The sequence below is a fragment of the Leisingera sp. ANG-M6 genome (genome assembly GCF_000813905.1).
Classification (GTDB): domain Bacteria; phylum Pseudomonadota; class Alphaproteobacteria; order Rhodobacterales; family Rhodobacteraceae; genus Leisingera.
In genome coordinates this window covers 342,374-363,574 of sequence record NZ_JWLG01000015.1, presented here as the reverse complement: position 1 = coordinate 363,574, position 21,201 = coordinate 342,374, and the positions used below count along the sequence as shown (strand labels likewise).

Annotated in this window: 20 protein-coding genes; 6 read left to right on the top strand and 14 right to left on the bottom strand. The window is 58.5% G+C overall.

Annotated elements, in window-relative coordinates; translation table 11 throughout:
- Positions 1 to 33: 33 nt before the first annotated feature.
- The 7 genes from RA24_RS14460 to hslO all read right to left on the bottom strand — a co-directional run bounded on the left by RA24_RS14460 (position 34) and on the right by hslO (position 8,782).
- Positions 34 to 843: an ion transporter gene (locus RA24_RS14460; RefSeq protein WP_019295283.1), complete on the bottom strand. Its 810-nt coding sequence runs from the start codon at positions 841 to 843 to the stop codon at positions 34 to 36.
- Position 844: 1 nt separating this feature from the next.
- The gene (locus RA24_RS14455) at positions 845 to 2,092 is read right to left on the bottom strand and encodes a class I SAM-dependent RNA methyltransferase (protein ID WP_039192387.1); all 1,248 of its coding nucleotides are present in this window, start codon (positions 2,090 to 2,092) and stop codon (positions 845 to 847) included.
- A 54-nt stretch (positions 2,093 to 2,146) separates the two neighbouring features.
- Complete coding sequence (locus RA24_RS14450; RefSeq protein WP_039147591.1) at positions 2,147 to 3,994, bottom strand: ABC transporter ATP-binding protein; 1,848 nt, start codon at positions 3,992 to 3,994, stop codon at positions 2,147 to 2,149.
- Positions 3,991 to 5,829, bottom strand: coding sequence for an ABC transporter ATP-binding protein (locus RA24_RS14445; RefSeq protein ID WP_039192385.1), 1,839 nt, complete (start codon positions 5,827 to 5,829; stop codon positions 3,991 to 3,993). Before RA24_RS14445 ends, RA24_RS14450 begins: the two co-directional genes overlap by 4 nt.
- A 214-nt stretch (positions 5,830 to 6,043) precedes the next feature.
- Positions 6,044 to 7,195 (bottom strand): CCA tRNA nucleotidyltransferase, encoded by a 1,152-nt coding sequence (locus tag RA24_RS14440; protein WP_039147587.1) that lies wholly within the window; start codon positions 7,193 to 7,195, stop codon positions 6,044 to 6,046.
- On the bottom strand, positions 7,186 to 7,803 hold the full coding sequence (locus tag RA24_RS14435; protein ID WP_019295288.1) for a CoA pyrophosphatase: 618 nt from the start codon (positions 7,801 to 7,803) through the stop codon (positions 7,186 to 7,188). The genes RA24_RS14440 and RA24_RS14435 overlap by 10 nt, the downstream gene beginning before the upstream one ends.
- Positions 7,796 to 8,782 (bottom strand): Hsp33 family molecular chaperone HslO, encoded by a 987-nt coding sequence (gene hslO, locus RA24_RS14430; RefSeq protein WP_039192382.1) that lies wholly within the window; start codon positions 8,780 to 8,782, stop codon positions 7,796 to 7,798. The genes RA24_RS14435 and hslO overlap by 8 nt, the downstream gene beginning before the upstream one ends.
- A gap of 77 nt (positions 8,783 to 8,859) precedes the next feature.
- Between hslO and RA24_RS14425 the strand changes: the two genes are divergently transcribed.
- Positions 8,860 to 9,303 (top strand): NUDIX hydrolase, encoded by a 444-nt coding sequence (locus RA24_RS14425; protein ID WP_039147583.1) that lies wholly within the window; start codon positions 8,860 to 8,862, stop codon positions 9,301 to 9,303.
- A 75-nt stretch (positions 9,304 to 9,378) separates the two neighbouring features.
- Here the strand turns inward: RA24_RS14425 and RA24_RS14420 are convergent, their stop codons facing one another.
- Positions 9,379 to 10,632, bottom strand: coding sequence for a PP2C family protein-serine/threonine phosphatase (locus RA24_RS14420; protein WP_152610507.1), 1,254 nt, complete (start codon positions 10,630 to 10,632; stop codon positions 9,379 to 9,381).
- Positions 10,633 to 10,818: 186 nt separating this feature from the next.
- Between RA24_RS14420 and RA24_RS14415 the strand changes: the two genes are divergently transcribed.
- The gene (locus RA24_RS14415; RefSeq protein ID WP_019295292.1) at positions 10,819 to 11,142 is read left to right on the top strand and encodes an Hpt domain-containing protein; all 324 of its coding nucleotides are present in this window, start codon (positions 10,819 to 10,821) and stop codon (positions 11,140 to 11,142) included.
- 11 nt (positions 11,143 to 11,153) lie between these two features.
- Here RA24_RS14415 and ilvA read toward each other — a convergent pair whose 3' ends face one another.
- The gene (ilvA, locus tag RA24_RS14410; RefSeq protein WP_039192379.1) at positions 11,154 to 12,380 is read right to left on the bottom strand and encodes a threonine ammonia-lyase IlvA; all 1,227 of its coding nucleotides are present in this window, start codon (positions 12,378 to 12,380) and stop codon (positions 11,154 to 11,156) included.
- 72 nt (positions 12,381 to 12,452) lie between these two features.
- Positions 12,453 to 13,181, bottom strand: coding sequence for a hypothetical protein (locus RA24_RS14405; RefSeq protein ID WP_039192376.1), 729 nt, complete (start codon positions 13,179 to 13,181; stop codon positions 12,453 to 12,455).
- A 173-nt stretch (positions 13,182 to 13,354) separates the two neighbouring features.
- On the opposite strand from RA24_RS14405, the gene RA24_RS14400 reads away from it, so the two are divergent.
- The 3 genes from RA24_RS14400 (at position 13,355) to RA24_RS14390 (ending at position 15,406) form a co-directional block, all read left to right on the top strand.
- Positions 13,355 to 14,581: an argininosuccinate synthase gene (locus RA24_RS14400; RefSeq protein WP_039192374.1), complete on the top strand. Its 1,227-nt coding sequence runs from the start codon at positions 13,355 to 13,357 to the stop codon at positions 14,579 to 14,581.
- Positions 14,578 to 15,042 (top strand): DUF1810 domain-containing protein, encoded by a 465-nt coding sequence (locus RA24_RS14395; RefSeq protein WP_039192371.1) that lies wholly within the window; start codon positions 14,578 to 14,580, stop codon positions 15,040 to 15,042. Before RA24_RS14400 ends, RA24_RS14395 begins: the two co-directional genes overlap by 4 nt.
- A 79-nt stretch (positions 15,043 to 15,121) precedes the next feature.
- On the top strand, positions 15,122 to 15,406 hold the full coding sequence (locus RA24_RS14390; protein WP_019295297.1) for an SCP2 sterol-binding domain-containing protein: 285 nt from the start codon (positions 15,122 to 15,124) through the stop codon (positions 15,404 to 15,406).
- A 68-nt stretch (positions 15,407 to 15,474) separates the two neighbouring features.
- Here RA24_RS14390 and RA24_RS14385 read toward each other — a convergent pair whose 3' ends face one another.
- Positions 15,475 to 16,188: a sulfotransferase-like domain-containing protein gene (locus RA24_RS14385; protein WP_039172056.1), complete on the bottom strand. Its 714-nt coding sequence runs from the start codon at positions 16,186 to 16,188 to the stop codon at positions 15,475 to 15,477.
- Positions 16,188 to 17,096 (bottom strand): D-amino acid aminotransferase, encoded by a 909-nt coding sequence (locus RA24_RS14380; protein WP_039192368.1) that lies wholly within the window; start codon positions 17,094 to 17,096, stop codon positions 16,188 to 16,190. The genes RA24_RS14385 and RA24_RS14380 overlap by 1 nt, the downstream gene beginning before the upstream one ends.
- 149 nt (positions 17,097 to 17,245) lie before the next feature.
- On the opposite strand from RA24_RS14380, the gene msrA reads away from it, so the two are divergent.
- The gene (gene msrA / locus RA24_RS14375; protein WP_019295300.1) at positions 17,246 to 17,911 is read left to right on the top strand and encodes a peptide-methionine (S)-S-oxide reductase MsrA; all 666 of its coding nucleotides are present in this window, start codon (positions 17,246 to 17,248) and stop codon (positions 17,909 to 17,911) included.
- 17 nt (positions 17,912 to 17,928) lie between these two features.
- Here the strand turns inward: msrA and RA24_RS14370 are convergent, their stop codons facing one another.
- Together RA24_RS14370 and RA24_RS14365 are read right to left on the bottom strand one after the other, a co-directional pair.
- Positions 17,929 to 18,801, bottom strand: coding sequence for a ribokinase (locus RA24_RS14370; RefSeq protein ID WP_039192365.1), 873 nt, complete (start codon positions 18,799 to 18,801; stop codon positions 17,929 to 17,931).
- 6 nt (positions 18,802 to 18,807) lie between these two features.
- Positions 18,808 to 21,063 (bottom strand): NADP-dependent malic enzyme, encoded by a 2,256-nt coding sequence (locus RA24_RS14365; RefSeq protein WP_039147571.1) that lies wholly within the window; start codon positions 21,061 to 21,063, stop codon positions 18,808 to 18,810.
- Positions 21,064 to 21,201: the final 138 nt, after the last annotated feature.

Sequence of the window (21,201 nt, the reverse complement as noted above, 5' to 3'; positions counted from 1 at the left end):
CAGGCTTTAGCGCGAAATTGCTGTTAAGGAAATTCACAATTTCCTGTCCTGGACCGTCTGACTGGACAGCTTTTGCTCGATCGCTTCCAGCCGGCTCAGCACCTCGTCCCGGTAAGCATCTGTGCGCTCACCTTCTTCTTCGCCGTGGGCATCCTGCATAGAGTTCACGATCAGGCCAACCAACAGGTTCACCACGGCAAAGGTCGTCACCATGATGAAAGGCACAAAGAATGCCCAGGCATGCGGATGCACTTCCATAACCGGACGCACAATGCCCATGGACCAGCTTTCAAGTGTCATGATCTGGAACAGCGAGTAGGCGCTGAGGCCAAGGTTCCCGAACCATTCCGGGAAGTCCTGGCCGAACAGCTTGGTCGCAATAACTGAGCCGATATAGAAGATGATCGCCATCAGCAAAAAGACCGAGCCCATCCCCGGCAGGGCGGTGATGAACCCTTCGACCACTCGGCGCAGCCGCGGCGCGACGGAGATCACCCTCAGCACACGCAGGATACGTAAAGCCCGCAGTACCGACAGGCCTTGTGTACCTGGCGCCAACGCAATGCCGACAATTGCGAAGTCAAACACATTCCATCCGCTCAGGAAGAACCGCAGCCGGCGCACCAAAAGCTTTGCCAGAATTTCAACGACAAAGATTGTCAGGCAAACTTTGTCGATCAGATGAATCAGCCCGCCGGCCTTTTCCATAACCGACGGAGCGGTTTCCAACCCAAGAGTAACGGCATTGACCAAAATGACAGCGGTTATGAAGCGGCCAAAGCGGCTGCTGTCCAGAATGGCTTCCATGCGTCGGGTCGGTGTCATCACTTGAATATCCGTCATTTCAGTCTTTCAGGGTAAACCTTGCGGCCAGCTCGGTATGGGCTGACCAGCGAAACTGGTCAACAACTTGAACCCAGTTCAAATCGTAGCCTGCTGAAACCAGTGTCTTGGCATCACGGGCAAAACTGACCGGATTGCAGGATACATAAGCAATCAACGGCGTGCGCGCCTTAGCCAGTTGCGCTACCTGCGCTTCAGCACCGGCTCGAGGCGGATCAATCACCGCGGCGTCAAATGCGGCACCAAAGGGGTTAAGGTCCTCTGGCAGCAAGGGATTACGAAACAGGTCGCGAGCTTCGGTACTGATTTTTTTCAGCCCCTTTCCCGCACGCCAGCCAGCATCCAAGGCCTTTACCATATCCCGCTCGCCCTCAACCGCATGAACTTCTGCCGTTTGCGCAATCGGGAGAGAGAAGGTCCCGCAGCCGGCAAACAGGTCCACAACCCGCTTGGCGTCTTTGATGATTTCCAGAACCGCTGCCAGCAAAGCAGCTTCCCCTTCACGCGTTGCCTGCAGGAATGCGCCCGGCGGCGGGCAGACCAGTGCCGGGCCAAAGGGCTGCACGGGCGGCTGCTCCATCGCCACCGGCTCGTCATCCCAGGTCAGTCGCGCAATCCGGTGCTTTTCAGCCAGCTGCGCCAGTCCGATCCGCAGTGGGCCATCCAGCGGCTTGCCATTGCGAACCAGCATGTCGAGTCCCGCATCAGACGTAGTAACTGTCACAGCCAGCGGCGTCTTGCGGCTGGCTCCTGCAAGTGCCAATGCTTCTGCTACAGGAATGGCGGCCAGCAATTCAGGCTCCAGCAGCTGGCAATCCGGAATTTCCGTGATCACGTCTGATGCCTGGCCATAAAAACCGGCCATCGCCCCTTTTTTGGTCCGCCGTACCGACAAGGTGGCTCGACGGCGGGATCTGGGCGGTGATGTGTGTATAGGCCGGAAATCCGTCTCCAGACCTTGTGCTGACAGTGCATTGCGCACCACATCCGTTTTCCACTCTGCCACAAACGCATCGCTGGCGTGCTGCAGCTGGCATCCGCCGCAGGCCTTGTAATGTCGGCAGGGCGGTTGCACACGGTGTTCGGAAGGCGTTTCGATGCGGATATGTGTCAAACGGCTGCCATTGGCAATACCGCTGACTACCTCGCCCGGCAGTGTCCGAGGGGCAAACAATGGACCATCGGCCACACCATCACCCTGATGGCCCAGCCGGCTGATCGTTGCTTTGGTTCTGGCTGTGTCAGTCATGCGCGCTCATTACCCCGGCAATCCAGCCAGCAAAAGCAAAATGCGCTGGGAAGTTTATTCAGCTGCCGCTGTCCGCTCATCATCGGTGCAGATAAACCCGCCGGACTGGTGCGCCCAGAACGAGGCATAAAGACCACCCTTGGCCAGCAACTCTTGATGGCTGCCGCTTTCGGCGATCCGACCCTTGTCCATCACGACAATCCGGTCCATTTCGCTCAGCGTTGACAACCGGTGCGCAATGGCCAGAACCGTCTTGCCCTCCATGACCCGGTGCAGCGCAGCCTGTATTGAAACTTCAACCTCGGAATCCAGGGCCGAGGTCGCCTCATCCAGAACCAGGATCGGTGCGTCCTTGAGGATGGCGCGGGCCAGGGCAATCCGCTGCCGCTGCCCGCCAGAGAGTTTCACCCCGCGTTCGCCAAGATATGCATCATAGCCCGTACGGCCCTGACCATCTTCCAGTTCCGTGATGAACTCATGCGCTTCAGCCTTCTTGGCCGCGGCAATCAGATCTTCCTCAGACGCATCCGGCCGCCCATACAGGATATTTTCACGCGCAGACCGGTTGAACATTGCAGTCTCCTGCGTGACCATGCCGATCTGACTGCGCAAGGAATTTTGGGTAACCTCCGAGATCTCTTGCCCGTCGACAAAAATACGCCCGTTTTCTTCCTCATAGAGCCTGAGAAGAAGCGAAACGAGTGTCGACTTCCCAGCACCGGAAGCCCCGACAATGCCTAGTTTCTCCCCCGGATGAATGTGCAGGCTGATCCCCTGCACCCCGCCCACATCGCGGCCATAGGCGAATTCCACCTGATCAAAAACAATCCCGCCCTCTCGCACTTCCAGCGGTTTGGCTCCGGGCGCATCTTCCACCCTGTCGCGGACGGACAAAGTCTTCATGCCGTTTTCGATCTCTCCAATGTTGGAGTAGATCGCCATCAGCGTGAAGCTCACCCAGCCAGTCATCTGTGCAATCCGTATCGAAACCGCACCCGCAGCCACAATGTCGCCCTCGGTCGCGTTCCCCGACTGCCACAGGTGCAAGGTTGCTCCGATCAGCAGCACCGGCAGAATGCCTGCAAGGCACATCAGAAAGAACCGGAAGCTGGCAGAGAGATAGCCGAAGTGCAGCGATTTTTCACGAAACTCGACCATTGCATCCTGTGCAGTCCGTTCCTCATGGTCAGCATGGGCAAACAGCTTCACCGTCTTGATGTTGGTGATCGAATCGACGACCTGGCCGGTTACCATCGCCCGCGCCCCGGCCCGCTTTCCTGACCTCTTGCGGATTCTTGGCAGGAACCAGCGGATCAATGCGAAGTATCCCACCAGCCAAATCAGAAACACCCCAGTGATGCGCCAATCAATAGACCCTAACAAGGCCAAAGAGCCCGCAAGAGAGGCCAGCGCAAAGGCCACAACATTGATCACCTCAGTGGTCACGGAGGTCACGGCATTTGCCGTTTGCATCTGTTTCTGCGCTATCCGGCCTGCAAAATCATCGTCAAAGAACCGCACCGACTGGCCCAATGTCCATCGATTCAGCCGCGACAGAACCAGCGGGTTCACGTTCGGCTGCACCACAATGGCGTTGGAGGCTGCGGACAGGCCGAACAGCACCGGACGCACAAGCAGGAAAAAGCCCAGCGCCAATGCGATCACTGCCACATTACCAGCCGAAAAGAACTGTTCCGGCCCGCTGGCGATGGCGGTGTCGATGACCATGCCCAGGATAAAGGCGGTGCCCGCCTCCATCCCGCCTGCCAGTGCTGAAAAGGCCGCAGCCAGCAGCAGCATCGGCCAAGCGCCGGCCAGGCACCAGCGCAAGAAAGCTCCCAGCCGCTGCGGTGGCGGACCGTCTGCCGGGCGGAAGGCGTCGATCAGGTTGCCTATGGTCATTCTGCTGCCTCGATGTTCAGGAAGCCGCCGGACTGGCGCGCCCAAAGCTGTGCATAAAGCCCCTGCGCCTGCAATAGCGCCTCATGAGACCCTTCTTCAACTATACGGCCCTGATCCATCACCAGGATACGGTCCATCTGCGCGATGGTGGACAGCCGGTGTGCGATGGCGATCACCGTTTTGCCCTGCATCATGCCATACAGTGTCTCCTGAATTGCCGCTTCGACCTCTGAATCCAGTGCTGAGGTCGCCTCATCCAGAACCAGGATCGGCGCGTCCTTCAGGATCACCCGGGCCAGTGTCACCCGCTGACGCTGCCCACCGGACAGTTTGACGCCACGCTCGCCCACGTGGGCGTCATACCCCTTGCGCCCCTGCGGGTCCTCCAGATCCAGAATGAACTCATGCGCCTGCGCCTGTTTGGCAGCAGCTATCATCTGCTCCTCAGTGGCCTCCGGACGTCCGTACAGCAGGTTGTCCCGAACCGAGCGGTGCATCAGAGAGCTGTCCTGCTGCACCATGCCGATATGGCTGCGCAAGCTGTCCTGTGTCACACAGCGGATGTCCTGACCGTCGATCAGAATCTGTCCACTTTCGGCGTCGTAGAACCGCAAGATCAGTTTGACCAGGGTTGATTTCCCGGCGCCGGAACGCCCGATCAGGCCTACCTTCTCCCCCGGCTGAATGACCAGGCTGATCCTGTCCAGCCCGCCAGCCTCACGCCCGTAGTGGTGCGAGAGGTTGCGCAACTCTATCTCCCCCTTTACCAGCTGCAGCGGCTCCGCATTGGCCGCATCCACCAGGTCGATCGGCTGCGCAATGGTCTCCATTCCCTCAGCCACAACACCCAGCTGCCGGAAAAAGGACGTCAGCGCCCACATGATCCAGCCGGTCATCGCATTCAGGCGCAGTGTCAGCGCCGTCGCTGCAGCAACCAGCCCAACCGAAGCAGAGCCTTGCATCCACAGCATCACGGCCCAGCCCACCACTCCGACAATCAGCAGCCCGTTCAGCGTAACCAGCGTGGCGTCCATGATGGTGAATATCCGCATCTCCGTCTGGAACGTCTTGCGGGTGTTCTCAATCGCATCGCGGGCATAGGTCAGTTCGCGGTTGTGATGGGCAAACATCTTGACCGAGTGGATGTTGGAATAGCTGTCGACCACCCGCCCTGTCACGGTCGAGCGTGCGTCGGAAGACGCTTGACTGGCCGGCCCGACCCGCTTGACCGTCCACAGTACCAAAACTGCGTAGAGGGCGAACCAAAGCGCCAGCGGCAGCATCAGCCGTATATCCGCGACCCACAGCAGAACTGCCGCGCCTACGAGATAGGCCAGCGAAAACGTGATTGCGTCAAATACCTGAAAGATCACCTCCCCCGCGGCAGGCGGGGTCTGCATGATCCGGTTGGCAATCCTCCCGGCAAAATCGTTCTCGAACCAGCCGACCGACTGGCGCAAAACATGCTTGTGCGCCCGCCAGCGGATCAGAGTGCCAAAATTCGGCAGAATCGCGTTGTTCAGCAGCGCGACATCCAGCAGCTGGATCAGCGGCCGCAGCAGCAGTATGAACAAGGCAACCAGGATAAGTTCAGTGCCATGCTCTTCCCACACTTCGGCCGGCGTGCCCGACATCAGGTCGACAATCCGGCCCATGTAGTAGATCAGCCCGACCTCAATCCCTGCGACCACAACCGACATCAGCGCAGTCAGGACAAAGATGGTTTTGAATGGCTTGGAATAGTCGCGCAAGAAAGGCCACAGCCGTGTCGGTGGCGTGTTGACTTCCGGGTAGGCGCAATAGGGGTCAATGAGATTTTCAAAATAGCGAAACATGCGGGTGCTCCAGGTGTTCGAGCAAATCGGAAAACAGATGCAGACTGCGGGCCGCCCAAGGCTCCCACGTCAAACGGGGCAAGGTCTCAGGCGTTAAAGAAACCAGATCCCGTAATACATCAGCATTCCTCCGTCATGTGGTGGCTGCCTCATGCGTACGCAAGATTTGCGGTTTTGTCACCCCCCAAGGTTGTGACGCTGCTGACATCCCTTGTCAGCGGAAGGAATTCAGCAGTTCCTCTCGGCTGAGGGAGAACCCCGACGCAATCCAATCCGCTTGCAGTTTTTTCAACGCTTTTCCCAGTGCCGGCCCCTTCAGTTCCGGCAGCAGATCCCGGGCCTTAACTGGAAACTCCGCGTCCACGCCTTGCGCGATATCAGTCTCTAAATTGGATGAAAGCGGCTGTTCCAGCAGCGCAGCACGCAACAGCAATGCGTCCAGCGCCATTTCTGCACCCAGCCTGAATCCCAGTTCCCCTGCCCCGGCAGTTCCAGCCGCTGCCGCACGGATTGCCACCAGATGCGAGGCCTGAGCCTTGCTCAGCCGAAGGGTCTCCTGCAAGCCATCGCCGCCCAGCGCGGCAAGGCGCCGGATGCCCGAGGCCGCCCTTCCGGCTTCCAGGTGAATCAGCGGCGCCAGCGCACGGTCATCGGCGCCAGGCAGAACCTGCGCCAGCACGCCTGCCTGCCGCATCGCCGCAACCGAAGGAGCAGGATCGGGAGCCGCCAGCAGCTTCAGCAGTTCCGCCCCAACCCGCTCCTTAGACAGCGAACCCAGTCCGTCCAAGTTGGCTGCAATCGCCGCTAGCGCGTCCGGATCGAAGCCCAAGGCATGATCGCCATACCAGGCGTGAAAGCGGAAGTAGCGCAGGCTGCGCAAGTAATCCTCCCGGATACGGTTTTCCGCGGTGCCGATAAAACGCACCCGGCGCCCAGCGATATCCGTCAGCCCGCCTAGAGGGTCGACGACTTCACCATCCGGGCGCGCATAAATCGCGTTCATTGTGAAATCGCGGCGGCGGGCATCCTCGGCAATATCGGTGGAAAATGCCACCACTGCCCGGCGGCCATCGGTCGCCACATCCTTGCGGAAAGTGGTGATTTCATGCGGGATGCCGTTCTTTACCAATGTCACTGTGCCATGGTCGATCCCGGTCGGCACTGCCTTGATCCCGGCACGAGCAGCCAGCTCCATCACCTGCTCCGGCTGCGAATCGGTGGCAATGTCCAGATCAGAAACCGGTTCACCCAGCAAGGCATTGCGCACGCAGCCGCCAACAAACAATACCTCCGCACCGTCTGCCGAAACAGCTTCGCAAACCGCCTGCGTAGCCGGGTCCTCCAGCCATGGCTGATCTAGCCGCATTCTCCCTCCATCCGTGCCGCGAGCCCGCGCAACATACGGGCGGTAGCGCCCCAAATGTAATAGGGACCATAGGGCACGGTATAGTACCGGCGGCGCGTGCCGCGCCAACGGCGGGATTCGATGATGTAGTTTTGCGGTTCCAAAACATGCGCCAGAGGAACTGAAAACACCTCTGCCACCTCGCCCGCCTCGGGACATTCGTCAAAACGGTCACGGATCAGCGCTACAACTGGTGTCACGGAGAAGCCAGTTACGGTTTCATGCTCCGGCAGGCAGCCGATGATCCGGGGCACGTCCTGCGGTAAGCCTATCTCTTCCCACGCCTCGCGCAACGCCGCCGCACAGGCGTCCTTGTCGCCCGGATCCACTTTGCCGCCAGGAAAGGCGATCTGCCCCGGATGATGCTTCAGCGCCGAGGACCGTTTGGTCAGGATCAGCCGCGGAGCGCCCGAAGCAATGGAAACCGGAACCAGCACACCAGCCGGGCGCAGCTTGCGCCCCTCCGGCAGCACAGTGCCAGGGTTCAGGTCAAAATCGGAGGAGCCGCCGCCCTCACGGTTCAGGGCGACGGCAATCCTGTCCGTCAGATCCTGGGCAGGGTCACTCACTGGGCGGGTTTTCCGCGTCGAAACCCACACTCAACGGGTCCAGATCGTAGTGCGCTCCGCAGAATTGGCAGTCTGCAGTCACACGGCCATCATCCGTGGTCATCTTCTCGATGTCCTTGGCAGAGTAGATCGACAGGCTTTGACGTACCCGGTCCTCGGAACAGGTGCAGCCAAATCGCATAGGCTGGGTGTCATAGACCCGCGGTTGTTCCTCGTGAAACAATCGGATCAGCAGATCGGTAGGGGTGACAGACGGGCCGATCAGTTCGAGCTCTTCCACCGTGCTCAGCAGTGTGGTGGCCCGGTTCCAGTTCTCTTCCTCGTCCCCGGAAACTAGGTCGCTGGCCTGCAGGACTTCGCCGGAACCTTCGCCTTGCGCCGCAAATGGAGAAGCCTTGGGCATGCTCTGCAGCATCACACCTCCCGCACGCCAATGCTCGGCAACGCCCGGTTCCGCCGACTTTCCAAAGCTCAGTTTGAACATGGTCGGCAATTGTTCGGACTGCGCGAAATAGGCCTCTGCACAGGCGCTCAGCGATTCGCCGGACAGCGGTGTGATCCCTTGGTAGGGCTGGGTGCCATTGCCCTGGTCAATCAGAATGGCAAAATAGCCTTCGCCCACTTGGTCAAAGGGGTTGCTGTCGGTAAGGCGGTCGCGGTCAAAGCTCGCATAAGCACGGATCTGGCCGATCTCACCTTCCTTTCGAGGCGCATAGTAATCGGTTGCAATCATCCGCACCGCACCCTTGGACTGCACCTGCAGCGACAGCTTCCAGCGCAGAGAGATTGTTTGCCCGATCAGTGCTGTCAGCAACGCCATCTCGGCAACCAGCGCCTCGACAACCGGCGGGTAGTCATGCTGTTTCAGAATACCATCCAGCACGCCATCCAGCCGCGCCACACGGCCGCGCATGTCGGATGCATCAAGCTGGAAAGGCAGGACGGTGTCGTCCCACGCGATTTTAGAACCAAGTGTCATGGGGTTTCCTTACGCGCCGGGGATTGGCATACCGGGGCTATATAGGAGAAACGACACAAGAGTGAAGAGGCCGGCCTGTGATCAGACGTTTTGGCGACACACCTCAGAAGGGCCGGAATTACCGGATACGTCCCGGGGTCTATGCTCTGCTGCCACGAGACGGAAAGCTGCTGGTTACTTGCCAGTATGATCCGCACCCCGATCTGCAGCTTCCGGGTGGCGGTATTGATCCCGGCGAATCACCAATCCCTGCCCTGCACCGCGAGGTGTACGAGGAAACCGGCTGGAAGATCTCCCCCCCGCGCAAGTTGGGTGCTTTCCGGCGGTTTGCCTATATGCCGGAATACGATCTGTGGGCAGAAAAGCTGTGCCACATCTATGTGGCCCGCCCCCTTCGCAGGCTCGGTCCGCCGGCAGAACAAGGGCATGAAGCGCTTTGGATGGCTCCTGCAGAGGCGGCCGTCTGCCTGGGCAACGCCGGCGACCGCCATTTTGCCTCCCAACTGGCGGCCCGCATGTAGTCAGATCAGCCTATTCTGCAAAACGCAAACAATCCCGGCAAAGGCCAGGACACATCGGACAGAATAAAAGCTTGTTTAGGGGCCTTGGTATTCGAACAGGGTGGCGGAAACGTCATCCTCCAGCCCATGCTCCTTGCTCATCATCTGGGTCAAGTGCCAGTAAAGATCGTCAAGGAACTCCTTGCCGTTCTGCTGCGGTCCGCATTTCTGAACCAAGTCGAGCAAGCCTTCAGGCTCCAGCATTGCCCCGTTCTCCAGCCGTGCTTCGGTAAACCCGTCAGAAAACAGCAGCAGGCGATCGCCCCGCTCCATTGTGAACTCTTCCTGGCTGTAGCCGATGTCCGGGACCAAGCCTACTGGGACACCGCCTTTGCCGATGAACTCCAGCTCGCCGTTCTTTCGCAATAACAGCGGATGCGGGTGGCCTGCCTGCACCATCTTGACGACACCACTGCGCAGATCCGCAATGCAATAGGCCATGGTGAAATACTCTTCGATCCCCGTATCAGCAATCAACCGGGCATTCAGCAGGCTGGCAACTTCCTCTGGCTGGCGCAATGCATAGAAGCGATTGAACCGTTTCTCCATCCCTACGTTCTGGTCGAAGTAGTTTGACGACAGGTAACCACCCAACCGCGCCGTCATCATTGCAGAGGTGATGCCATGGCCGGACACGTCAATAGAATAGAAGCCGATTCGGTTCACACCGGGGGAAAACATCCCAACCAGGTCCCCGCCAATATGTCCGCATGGCTTTAACAGCAGGCTGACTGTGGAAGAGCCGAAATCCTTGGACAATTCCGGCACCAGTGATTCCTGGATTTTACGAGCCTGGATCAAGTCCTTGTCGATTGCGTCGTACACCCGCTGCAGCTCACCCAGGGTCTCTGACACGATACGGTTCTTCTCATACAGTTCCCGTTGCATCCGCAAAATGCGCTCACCCGCTGAAATCCTAGCCCGCAGCTCATCAGAGCTGACAGGTTTAGTCAGGAAGTCATCAGCGCCAGCATCAAGGCCCTCGGCCACCTCGTTTTTTTCGCTCTTTGAGGTCAGCAGGATAAAATAAGCGTAGTCCTCAGTGGCGCGCGCGCGGAACGCGCGGCAGAACTCCAGCCCGTTCATGCCGGGCATCATCCAATCGCTGAGAATCAGGTCGGGGGGGTCCGCTTGGCAAATTTCCATTGCTGCCTCGCCGCTGTCAGCCTCGACAACTTCAAATCCCCACTTCTTGAGAGAGGCCACAAGAATGCGTCTTTGCAGGCGGCTGTCGTCCACAACCAGCACACGGCGTATTGATCCGGCCACTGTCTGGTCCTCGTCGTCCATCGAACTTTCTGGCAGCACCGAAGGCACCTCACAAATGGCAAAATCAGAAGATCTTGTGATACTATCGGTCCAGAGATTTAACAGGCGGTGAAGCCTAAAATTTGAGCTTCCTCCTTTATTTCACCATATTTTTACTGCAATCAACTTAAGAAGTGCACTCAGCGAAAGATCGTAAGGACGTATCACATGATTGACTGGCCACGCGTGACCGAGCTGCGTGAAGAAGTCGGCGCCGAGGACTTCGGTGAAGTTGTTGAAATCTTTCTGGAAGAAGTCGAAGAAGTAATCGGCAAGCTGGAAGGCGGCGACCGCGGCCAGCTTGAGCAGGACCTGCACTTCCTGAAAGGCAGCGCACTCAACCTTGGATTTGATGAGTTTTCTTCCATGTGCCTGGACGGCGAGCGGCGCTCTGCGCAAGGCGGAGCGGACGGAGTCGATGTCCCGGCCATCATTGCGAACTTCCAAGCTTCCAAGTCCGTGTTTCTGACCGGCCTTTCGGAGAAGTTCTGACTCCGGCGCCGTCAGATCACGAACTGCGCGAGTGTCTCATCCTGGGTGATATCCGTGAAAGTCATCCCGGCAGCATCCAGGCGCGCAAACAACTGCTCAAAATTCTCCGGCCGTTTTGTTTCGATCCCGATCAGAACAGAACCGAAATTGCGGGCTGACTTCTTCATATATTCAAAGCGGGCAATGTCGTCTTCCGGGCCCAGAATCCCGAGGAATTCCTTCAACGCGCCGGGCCGCTGCGGCAGCCGCAGAATGAAGTATTTCTTCACTCCAGAATAGCGCTGCGCACGTTCCTTGACCTCGGGCAGCCGCTCAAAATCAAAATTTCCGCCGGATGTAACGCAAACAACGGTTTTGCCCCGAATCCATGAGCGCACATCTTGCAGAGCCTCAACTGACAGCGCGCCGGCAGGCTCCAGCACGATTCCTTCTACATTCAGCATCTCGATGATAGTGGCGCAGATCCTGTCTTCGGAAATTGCCAGCACATCAGGCAAAGGCACGTCCTTCAAAATATCATAAGGCAGTTCGCCGATCCGTCCTACCGCGGCGCCATCGACAAAGGTATCGACCGTGTCCAGCGGCACCGGCTTTCCCGCCGCCAAGGCAGCGCGCAGGCAAGCGCCACCGTCAGGTTCAACAAACAGGCTGTGGACCTCTTCGCCAAACCACGAAGAAACGCCCGCCGACATGCCACCGCCTCCGACTGGCAGCAATACATGATCCGGTGCCTTACCCAGTTGCTCTTCGATCTCCACCGCAATGGAGGCCTGACCTTCGATCACATCGGCGTCGTCAAACGGCGACAGGAAATGCCCTCCCTCCTGGGCGCACCATTCCTGTGCGGCAGCCAGGCACACATCGAAGTAGTCGCCGACCAGATGGATTTCGATATTGTCGCCACCGAACATCCGGGTCTTCTGAATCTTTTGCTGCGGCGTGGTGACGGGCATGAAGATCACCCCGCGCTTACCCATGTGGCGGCACATGAAGGCCACCCCCTGCGCATGGTTACCAGCAGAGGCACAGACAAACAGCTCCTGGTCCGGCTGCTTGCGCATCGCGTTCATCGCACCGCGGATCTTGTAGGATCGGACCGGGCTCAGATCCTCGCGCTTGAGGTAGATGTCGGCGCCAAACCGTTCGGAAAGATGCACATTGCGCTGCAGCGGCGTTGCGGGAAACACATCGCGCATCGCCTGTTCAGCGGCGCGGGCCTGGATCTTGAAATCGCTCATGTATTCTTCAGTGGCGTATGCCCGCCACTAAGGCAAGAGGCGCGTGCGAAGCATACATAAGAATACCGGGGTTTAGATGGGGCGGCCTTCTACGTAATGACCGTAAAGTGTTGTTAGAATGCTGATATTCACCAGTGCAAGAGCGGCAGATACGACAAGTGCGGATACTAAATTCAGAATCGGTAATTCTGACAGGGAGTCCACAACAAACTGACCAGCAAATTGAGCGGCGACAAGAATGGCTGCCAGCCCCAAAAGATCCCCAAAGGCATTTTTGGTCGAGCGCCAAGCGTCGCCAACCTCAAATTTGGCGCCCAGCGCCGCTGCCGGCAAAAGCACTGAAAGCCTAAGAACCAAGTACGTGAGTAAGATTGCCAGAGGTAAGTCAATCAGCTCCATCACGGCTGGCACAGCGAAACTTAGGACAGACGTTGTTAGCATAACAATCAAGAGCAGCGGAATCATCATACAGATGAGTACGAGGACGATCTGTATCGACCTACCGAAGTAGGCCATTATCCTGTCTCCCTGTACTCGCGGTACCCAGCTTTCTGGTATCTCTTCAAGCAAAACAAATCGGTGCCAGGCAACCACACTCCAAATTCCAATAAAAAGGGTTACAAACACAACTAAAAGCGGGAGCCCGTTTTGGGTGGCACTCTCCGGTAAGACCGATACCGTGCCCGACTGCAGGAAATCCGGTAACCCGGACAGTTCGAGAAACGCCGAAAAGATCACCACAATCAGAAGTACTGGTACAAGAAACACCTTAAGCAAGTCCCCAAAGTTACGTACAAGCATTCCTACGGAATGACTGAACAACGCCCAAGGTTTCATAAAAATCCGCTCCGGTTTGAAAATCGCGTCAGGCGCGGACCTTAGTTGCAGCAGGCCTAGTGTGAAACCCCGGAAAACCTTGCCCTTGCGGCCAAAACCCGCTACGCCGCAGGCGTTCTGACCTGAGAGGGAATTCCATGTCCGCGCCCAAGAAAGTTGTGCTCGCCTATTCCGGCGGCCTCGACACCTCGATCATCCTGAAATGGCTGCAGACCGAATACGGCTGCGAAGTTGTCACCTTCACCGCCGACCTCGGCCAGGGTGAGGAACTGGAGCCCGCCCGCAAGAAAGCGGAAATGCTGGGCATCAAGCCGGAAAACATCTTCATCGAAGATGTGCGCGAGGAATTCGTCCGCGACTTCGTCTTCCCGATGTTCCGCGCCAATGCGGTTTACGAGGGTCTATACCTGCTGGGCACCTCCATTGCGCGCCCGCTGATCTCCAAGCGCCTGGTTGAGATCGCCGAAGCCACTGGTGCAGATGCCGTTGCCCACGGCGCCACCGGCAAAGGCAACGACCAGGTCCGTTTCGAACTGGCGGCCTATGCGCTGAACCCGGACATCAAGGTGATCGCACCCTGGCGTGAATGGGACCTGTCCTCGCGCACCAAGCTGCTGGAGTTTGCCGAGGCGCACCAGATCCCGATCGCCAAGGACAAGCGTGGTGAGGCTCCCTTCTCCGTCGACGCCAACCTGCTGCACACCTCATCTGAGGGTAAAGTGCTGGAGGATCCGGCGGAAATGGCGCCCGATTACGTCTACCAGCGCACCGTTCACCCCGAAGAGGCGCCGGACACCCCGGAATTCATCGAGATCACCTTTAAAAAGGGTGACCCGGTTGCCATCAATGGCGAAGCAATGAGCCCGGCAACCATCCTGACCGCGCTAAATGAGTACGGCCGCAAGCACGGCATCGGCCGCCTTGACCTGGTCGAAGGACGGTTCGTCGGCATGAAGTCCCGCGGCATCTACGAAACCCCGGGCGGCACCATCATGCTGGAAGCCCACCGCGGTATCGAATCCATCACCATGGACCGCGGCGCGATGCACCTTAAGGACCAGCTGATGCCGCAGTACGCAGAGCTGATCTACAATGGCTTCTGGTACAGCCCCGAGCGCGAAATGCTGCAAGCAGCCATCGACGCCAGCCAGAAACATGTCTCCGGCACCGTGCGCGTGAAGCTCTACAAAGGTTCGGTGAACACCGTCGGCCGCTGGTCCGAAAACTCGCTCTACTCCGAGGCGCATGTGACCTTTGAGGAAGACGCCGGCGCCTATGACCAGAAAGACGCCGCAGGCTTCATCCAGCTGAACGCGCTGCGTCTCAAACTGCTGGCCGCCCGCGAGCGCCGGATCAAAAAGTGAGCGAATATGACGACATAGACGGCGAATTCGAGGACGATTTCGCGGAAGAGCTGGATATGTTCGTCGAAGCTCAGGACACCGTATGGGCGGATGTCCTGAGTGAACTCTCTGCAGGACAGAAGACGAGCCACTGGATGTGGTTCGTCTTTCCCCAGCTTGCCGAACTTGGCCGCTCCCACTTGGCCCAGCTCTATGGGATCGAAGATCAGGCTGAAGCCACGGCCTATTTGAACCATGAGATACTGCGCGCGCGCCTGGTCGAGGTCAGCCAACTGATGCTGTCTCATCTGGACAAGGATGCCGAGCAGATCCTCGGTGGAATTGATGCCAAGAAACTGCGCTCCTCAATGACGCTGTTTGCCGCGGTCCCCGGCGCACCGGTGGAATTCCAGCAGGTTCTGGATGCTTTCTACGGCGGCCAGCCCTGCCCGCTGACCAAGGCCGCACTTGCCGCGGCGTAATCCTTCCGCCTCTCCCGCGGTCAATCTTGCCCGGATTTATCCCTCTGCCTAACCCTCTCGCTAAGCGAGGGAGAAGAAGATGGCATTGGACGATATTGCGGCAGGAATCCGGGACGGTCTGGCCGGGAAGAGTTTCGACGGGTCGCTGAAGTTCGATTGCGGACCGGACGGTGTGATTGTCCTGTCGGAGGGAAGCGCCGGCACAGACGACCGTGAAACAGATTGCACGCTGCGGCTGTCGGCTGAAAACCTGAAAAAGCTGCTGAACGGAAACCTCAATCCGATGACCGCTGTCATGATGGGCAAGATCAAGGTTTCCGGAGATATTGGCGTTGCCATGAAACTGAGCAAGCTGATCAGCTGATCAGCTTTGCTGGCCGCAAGTTTCCCGGGCTGCGCGCCGCAGGGGCGCCGGGCACCCCTCTCGGCAAGTCAGATCTTTGCAGCCTTCATTTGTTCATAGTAGGGTATCGCCGCCTGCAGGACCGGCTGCAATACCTCCGGCACCTCCGGCAAAGGGCCTTCAGGGCCGGCGAATCCGGTGGAAGTCCAGACAGCGCCGTACCAATGCGCCGCCCAGACACCGTCATCCCTGTGGCCGCCTTTGGGCCAGCTCAGCATCTTTGGTGAATAGGGCATCCCGATCATCTCACACAGTTGTTCCAGCTTGGCGGCCGGATCCTCGCGGATGTCATGGCTGTCCACCACAACCGGCACCTGCCCCCAGCTTCGCACCAAATCAAACAGCTCCGCCTGCTGGCGAAAGCCGATGTCTTCCAGAACCGGGTTTTCCCTCTTGGCGGCATATGAGGCGATCACCCGTGCCGGGTGGCGGATCAGGAAGACGTTGGTGACCTCCCGCATCCATTCCCTCGGAACCCCAGGAATCATGTGCTGCGTCATGTGCTTCTGGTAGTAAAACGGCTTGGCCGCCGGCACCGCTCCCAGCAATGCCTGCGCCACGGTTTCAGGGTCCTGCGGCTGGCTTTCCAGAATTTCCGCACGCATAGGGTGATCGAGTCCGGTCATCGCCAGATAGGCTGCATAAAACGGCTCATCCACCACGGCGCAGTCGCCGCGGTTGCCAAAGGCATACATCATCGCCGTCGACAGGTTCCTTGGCCCGGACCACATGGCAATCCGCATCAGGCGCACTCCTTCTCGATCAGCGCCTTGTAAAGGCCGCGAATACGTTCAGTCATCGGTCCCATCTGGCCGCTGCCGATTTGCCTGCCATCTATGCTGCCGGCCGGGGTTTGGGCACCAAAAGTCCCTGTGAGAAAGGCCTCGTCTGCGCCATAAGTATCCACCAAAGAGTAGTTCCGCTCGTAGACCGGAATGCTGTTTGCACGGCAGAGATCAATCACCTTTTGCCGGGTGATGCCGTTCATGCAGTAGTCACCAGTGGAAGTCCAAACCTCCCCCTTGCGCACGATGAAGAAGTTGCAGGCGTTGGTGGTGTTCACAAAGCCATTCACATCCAGCATCAGCGCCTCATCCGCGCCGGCCTTCTCTGCCGCGATACAGGCGAGGATGCAGTTCAGCTTGGAGTGGGAGTTAAGCTTGGGATCCTGGGTCATCGGCAGCCCGCGGAGATGCGGCACCGTCGCCAGTTTGATCGGGCGCGGAAGATTGGGGCGGGAGTGCTCCATGATAATGGTCATCGTCGGCCCCTGGCGCGACAGTGAAGGATGCTGGAACGGCCGGGTTTTCACGCCGCGCGTCACCATCAGCCGGGCGTGAGCATTGGTCGTCATTCCATTGGCTTTTTGAGTCTCCAACACAGCATTTTTGACACCATTTCGGTCCAGGCCAATGTCCAGATCAATGGCCTTGGCCGCCTCAAACAGCCGGTCCAAATGCTCATCCATGAAGGCCCAGGTGCCGTTATACAGGCGCAACCCTTCCCACACGCCGTCACCCAGCATGAAACCGCTGTCATATACACTGACCTTGGCGTCGGCCTTGGGCACAATTTCACCGTTCAGATAAATCAGGATCTCTTCGTTGCGCTGATCTTCTTCGGCCTGGTGGGTGCTCATCTTTTCGGTCATGGGGTCCTCCTTGGCCGGCACGTTATTGATACTGGATCCGGAATCCAAACGATAACGTGCTGTCACCAGTCCGTGAAATCCTGACTTGCCGGGTTGAGACAACCCACTGCAGCCGGCAGTCTGGCCCCAAGCTATTCAAGGAGTCGGGAATGCGAGTTCTGGAGAAGATTAAACCCCTGGTTCTGAGCGGTCTGATTGCTGCCGGGTTCGCCGCGCATGGTATTCCGGTTCAAGCGCAGTCCACAGAAACTCTGACCGTTGCCGGCGGATGCTTCTGGTGCGTGGAAAGCGATTTCGAAAGCGTGCCGGGTGTGGTTGAAGCCATATCCGGCTATACTGGTGGCACTACGGTAAGCCCCACCTATAAAGATGTCACCAAAGGCGGCACCGGCCATTATGAGGCGGTGCAAATCGTCTTCGATCCCGCTAAAGTCTCTCGCGGGCACCTAATAAACTTGTTCTTCCGCTCAGTAGACCCCACCGACCCTGGAGGCCAGTTCTGCGACCGTGGCGACAGCTACCGCACCGCAGTATTTGTTTCTAACGGCGAAGAAAGGTCCCTAGCCGAACAAACAAAGGCACAGGCTCAGCAGGCGTTAGGGCAGAAGATTGTGACCCCAATACTCTCATCCAAGACCTTTTTTCAGGCTGAAGATTACCACCAGGACTACTACAAGGGCGACAGTCTGGTATTCACCCGGTTTGGTCCCAAGCGTCAGGCGGAGGCTTACAAACGCTACCGCCAGGCCTGCGGCCGCGACGCAAGAGTAATCCAGCTGTGGGGTGATACTGCGCCCTTTGCCAAAGGGCATTGAGCCGGAGCCGTCCGGTTTCAGAACCGGGCGGCTTGTAGTTCCGCCAAGGTAGGGATGACATCAGCCGTACCGTGCCGTGTGACCATAAGAGCCCCCGCGCGGCTGGCTTGCGCCATTGCCTCTGCCACTGTCAGCCCCAGATCCAGACCAGACAGAACGTAGCCGGTAAAGGTATCGCCGGCGCCGGTTGTATCAACCGGCGTGACCGGCAAGGCTGGCACGTCACTGACAGCGCCCGTCTCCCCGTTAATATGCCGCGCACCCTTGGCACCTAAAGTGATGATCACGTCCTTGATGCCAAGCTCACCGGGTTCCTTTCCCGTAGCTTGCTGAAGCTGCTGCGCTTCGACCTCATTCAAGATCAGGAAATCCAAGTATGGAAGGACCGACTGCACAGCGTCTGCATCAAACGGGGCAGCAGCGTAGCAGACGCGCAACCCTTTGAGGCGGCCCAGCTGCGCCGCCTCTGCCTGCATGCTGGTTTCGTTCTGCATGACAAGAATGTCACCAGACTTCGCCATGGACAGAGCCTTCTCTACCTGCTTTAGACTCAGCGCCCGGTTGGCACCGGGGAACAGGATGATCTGGTTTTCTCCCTCAGGTTCCACCGCAATGATGGCATGCCCGGTTGGAGTGTCCGTCTGGACAATGTGGCCGATGCCGACCCCATACTCCTTAAGACGCTCCACCGCCCATTCACCGTCAGGCCCCACAGCACCGATATGGTACACGTCACTGCCGGCGCGAGTGGCAGCAACAGACATGTTGGCACCTTTACCGCCAAGGAAACGGTCAAGGCCGCGGGCGGCAAGGGTTTCCCCCGCCGCCGGCAGATGCGGCATGCTATAAACCATGTCCGCATTGATAGAGCCGAGATTCCAGATCGCCATGTCAGATCACCCGATATTGCAGGCCGCCAGCACCGCCATGTTCAGAATGTCATTGGTCGTGGAGGTGGTCGAGCAGATCTGGATCGGCTTGTCGATACCGGACAGAATCGGACCGATCACGGTGGCACCGCCCATCTCCTGCATCAGCTTGACCGAGATCGAAGCCGAGTGTCGGGCCGGAACGATCAGGATATTGGCAGGACCGGTCAGGCGCTGGAACGGGTAATACCGCTGCGCGCGCTCATTCAATGCCACGTCCACGGTCATCTCGCCTTCATACTCGAAATCCACCCCGCGCTGGTCCAGAACAGTCGGCGCGACATGCATCTTTTCAGCACGCTCCGAAACCGGATAGCCGAAGGTGGAAAAGCTGACAAAGGCCACCCGCGGTTCAAGCCCCATGTGACGGGCAACCACGGCGGCGCGCTCTGCGATGTTGGCTAGGTGGTTTTCATCCGGCCATTCGTGCACCAGCGTGTCGCCGATCAGCACGATCCGGCCCTTGTGCAGCAGCGCGGTCACACCAGCCACACCGTGGTCGGCATCGGCATCAAACACATGGTTGATCCGGTCCAGAACATGCGCCGACTTGCGAGTTGCGCCGGTAACCAGGCCATCACCATGCCCGTGCGCCAGCATCAAGCTGGAGAACACATGCCGGTCGCGGCCAACCAGGCGGTGGATGTCCTTTCGGTCAAACCCTTTGCGTTGCAGGCGGTTATACAGGAAATCCTTGTATGCCTCGAAATGCGGCGTGTTGGCAGCGTTGATAATCTCCAGTTCACGCACCGCATCGCCAAGTCCGGCTTTTTCCAGCTTGACGCGCACGTCTTCCTGGCGGCCCACAACCAGCGATTTACCGAAACCGGAGCGCTGGTACATAACCGCGGCCCGCAGCGCCCGGGGATCGTCACCCTCAGCAAAGATCATTCGCGACTGGGCGGAGCGCGCACGGGCGTTCAGGCCGCGCAGGATCGACGCCGTCGGATCCATGCGAGATTTCAGGCCAACCTCATAGGCATCCATGTCCACGATGGGGCGCCGCGCCGCGCCGGTATCCATACCTGCCTTGGCCACAGCCGGCGGAATCCGGTGGATCAGCCGCGGATCAAACGGAGTCGGAATGATGTAATCGCGGCCAAAGGTCAGCGACTTGCCATAGGCCAGCGCCACCTCGTCCGGCACATCCTCACGCGCCAGCGCCGCAAGCGCATGGGCGCAGGCAATCTTCATCTCATCATTGATGGCGCGGGCATGAATATCCAGTGCGCCGCGGAACAGATACGGGAAGCCAAGAACGTTGTTGACCTGGTTCGGGTAATCCGAGCGGCCAGTGGCAACGATGGCATCCACCCGCACTTCATGCGCCTCTTCCGGTGTAATCTCCGGATCCGGGTTTGCCATGGCGAAAATCACCGGGTTGTCGGCCATGGAGGCCACCATCTCCTGGGTCACCGCGCCTTTGACCGAAACGCCAAGGAACACATCGGCTCCGCGCATCGCTTCCTCCAGGCTGCGCAGATCAGTGCTGATCGCATGCGCCGATTTCCACTGGTTCATACCCTCGGTGCGGCCTTGGTAGATTACACCCTTGGTGTCGCAGACGATGCAATTTTCATGCCGCGCGCCCATCGCTTTCAGCAGTTCGATACAGGCAATGCCCGCCGCGCCGGCGCCATTGAGGACGATCTTCACATCCTCGATCTTTTTCCCCGACAGATGCAAAGCGTTAATCAGACCCGCTGCGCAGATCACCGCGGTGCCATGCTGGTCGTCGTGGAACACCGGAATGTCCATCTCTTCCTTGAGCTTCTGCTCAATGATGAAACATTCGGGTGCCTTGATATCTTCCAGGTTGATGCCGCCAAACGTCGGCCCCATCAGCTTAACCGCTTCGATGAACTTGTCCGGGTCCTCAGTGTCCAGCTCGATGTCGATTGAGTTGACGTCAGCGAACCGTTTGAACAGGACGGATTTGCCTTCCATCACCGGCTTGGAGCCCAGTGCGCCGAGGTTGCCCAGACCCAAAACAGCCGTGCCGTTGGAGATCACCGCAACCAGGTTACCTTTGTTGGTATAATCATAGGCTGTCTCTGGATTTTCGGCGATCGCTTCACAAGGCACCGCTACGCCCGGAGAGTAAGCCAGCGACAGATCCCGCTGTGTGGTCATCGGGACGGTGGCATTGATCTCCCACTTACCCGGAGACGGCTCCAGGTGGAACGCCAGGGCTTCTTCATCGGTGATCTTGTTCTTGGGCATTTAATTACGTGTCCTCTCCTCGTCGCGGACCGTCTTAGCCCAGCCCACGGCGCCTCTCAATCCGCGGTTTCAAGAATCTGTATCGCCAGATTTTAGAAAAAAGCGGCTAAAAGACGATAGATTCCGTCAGGTTTTCGC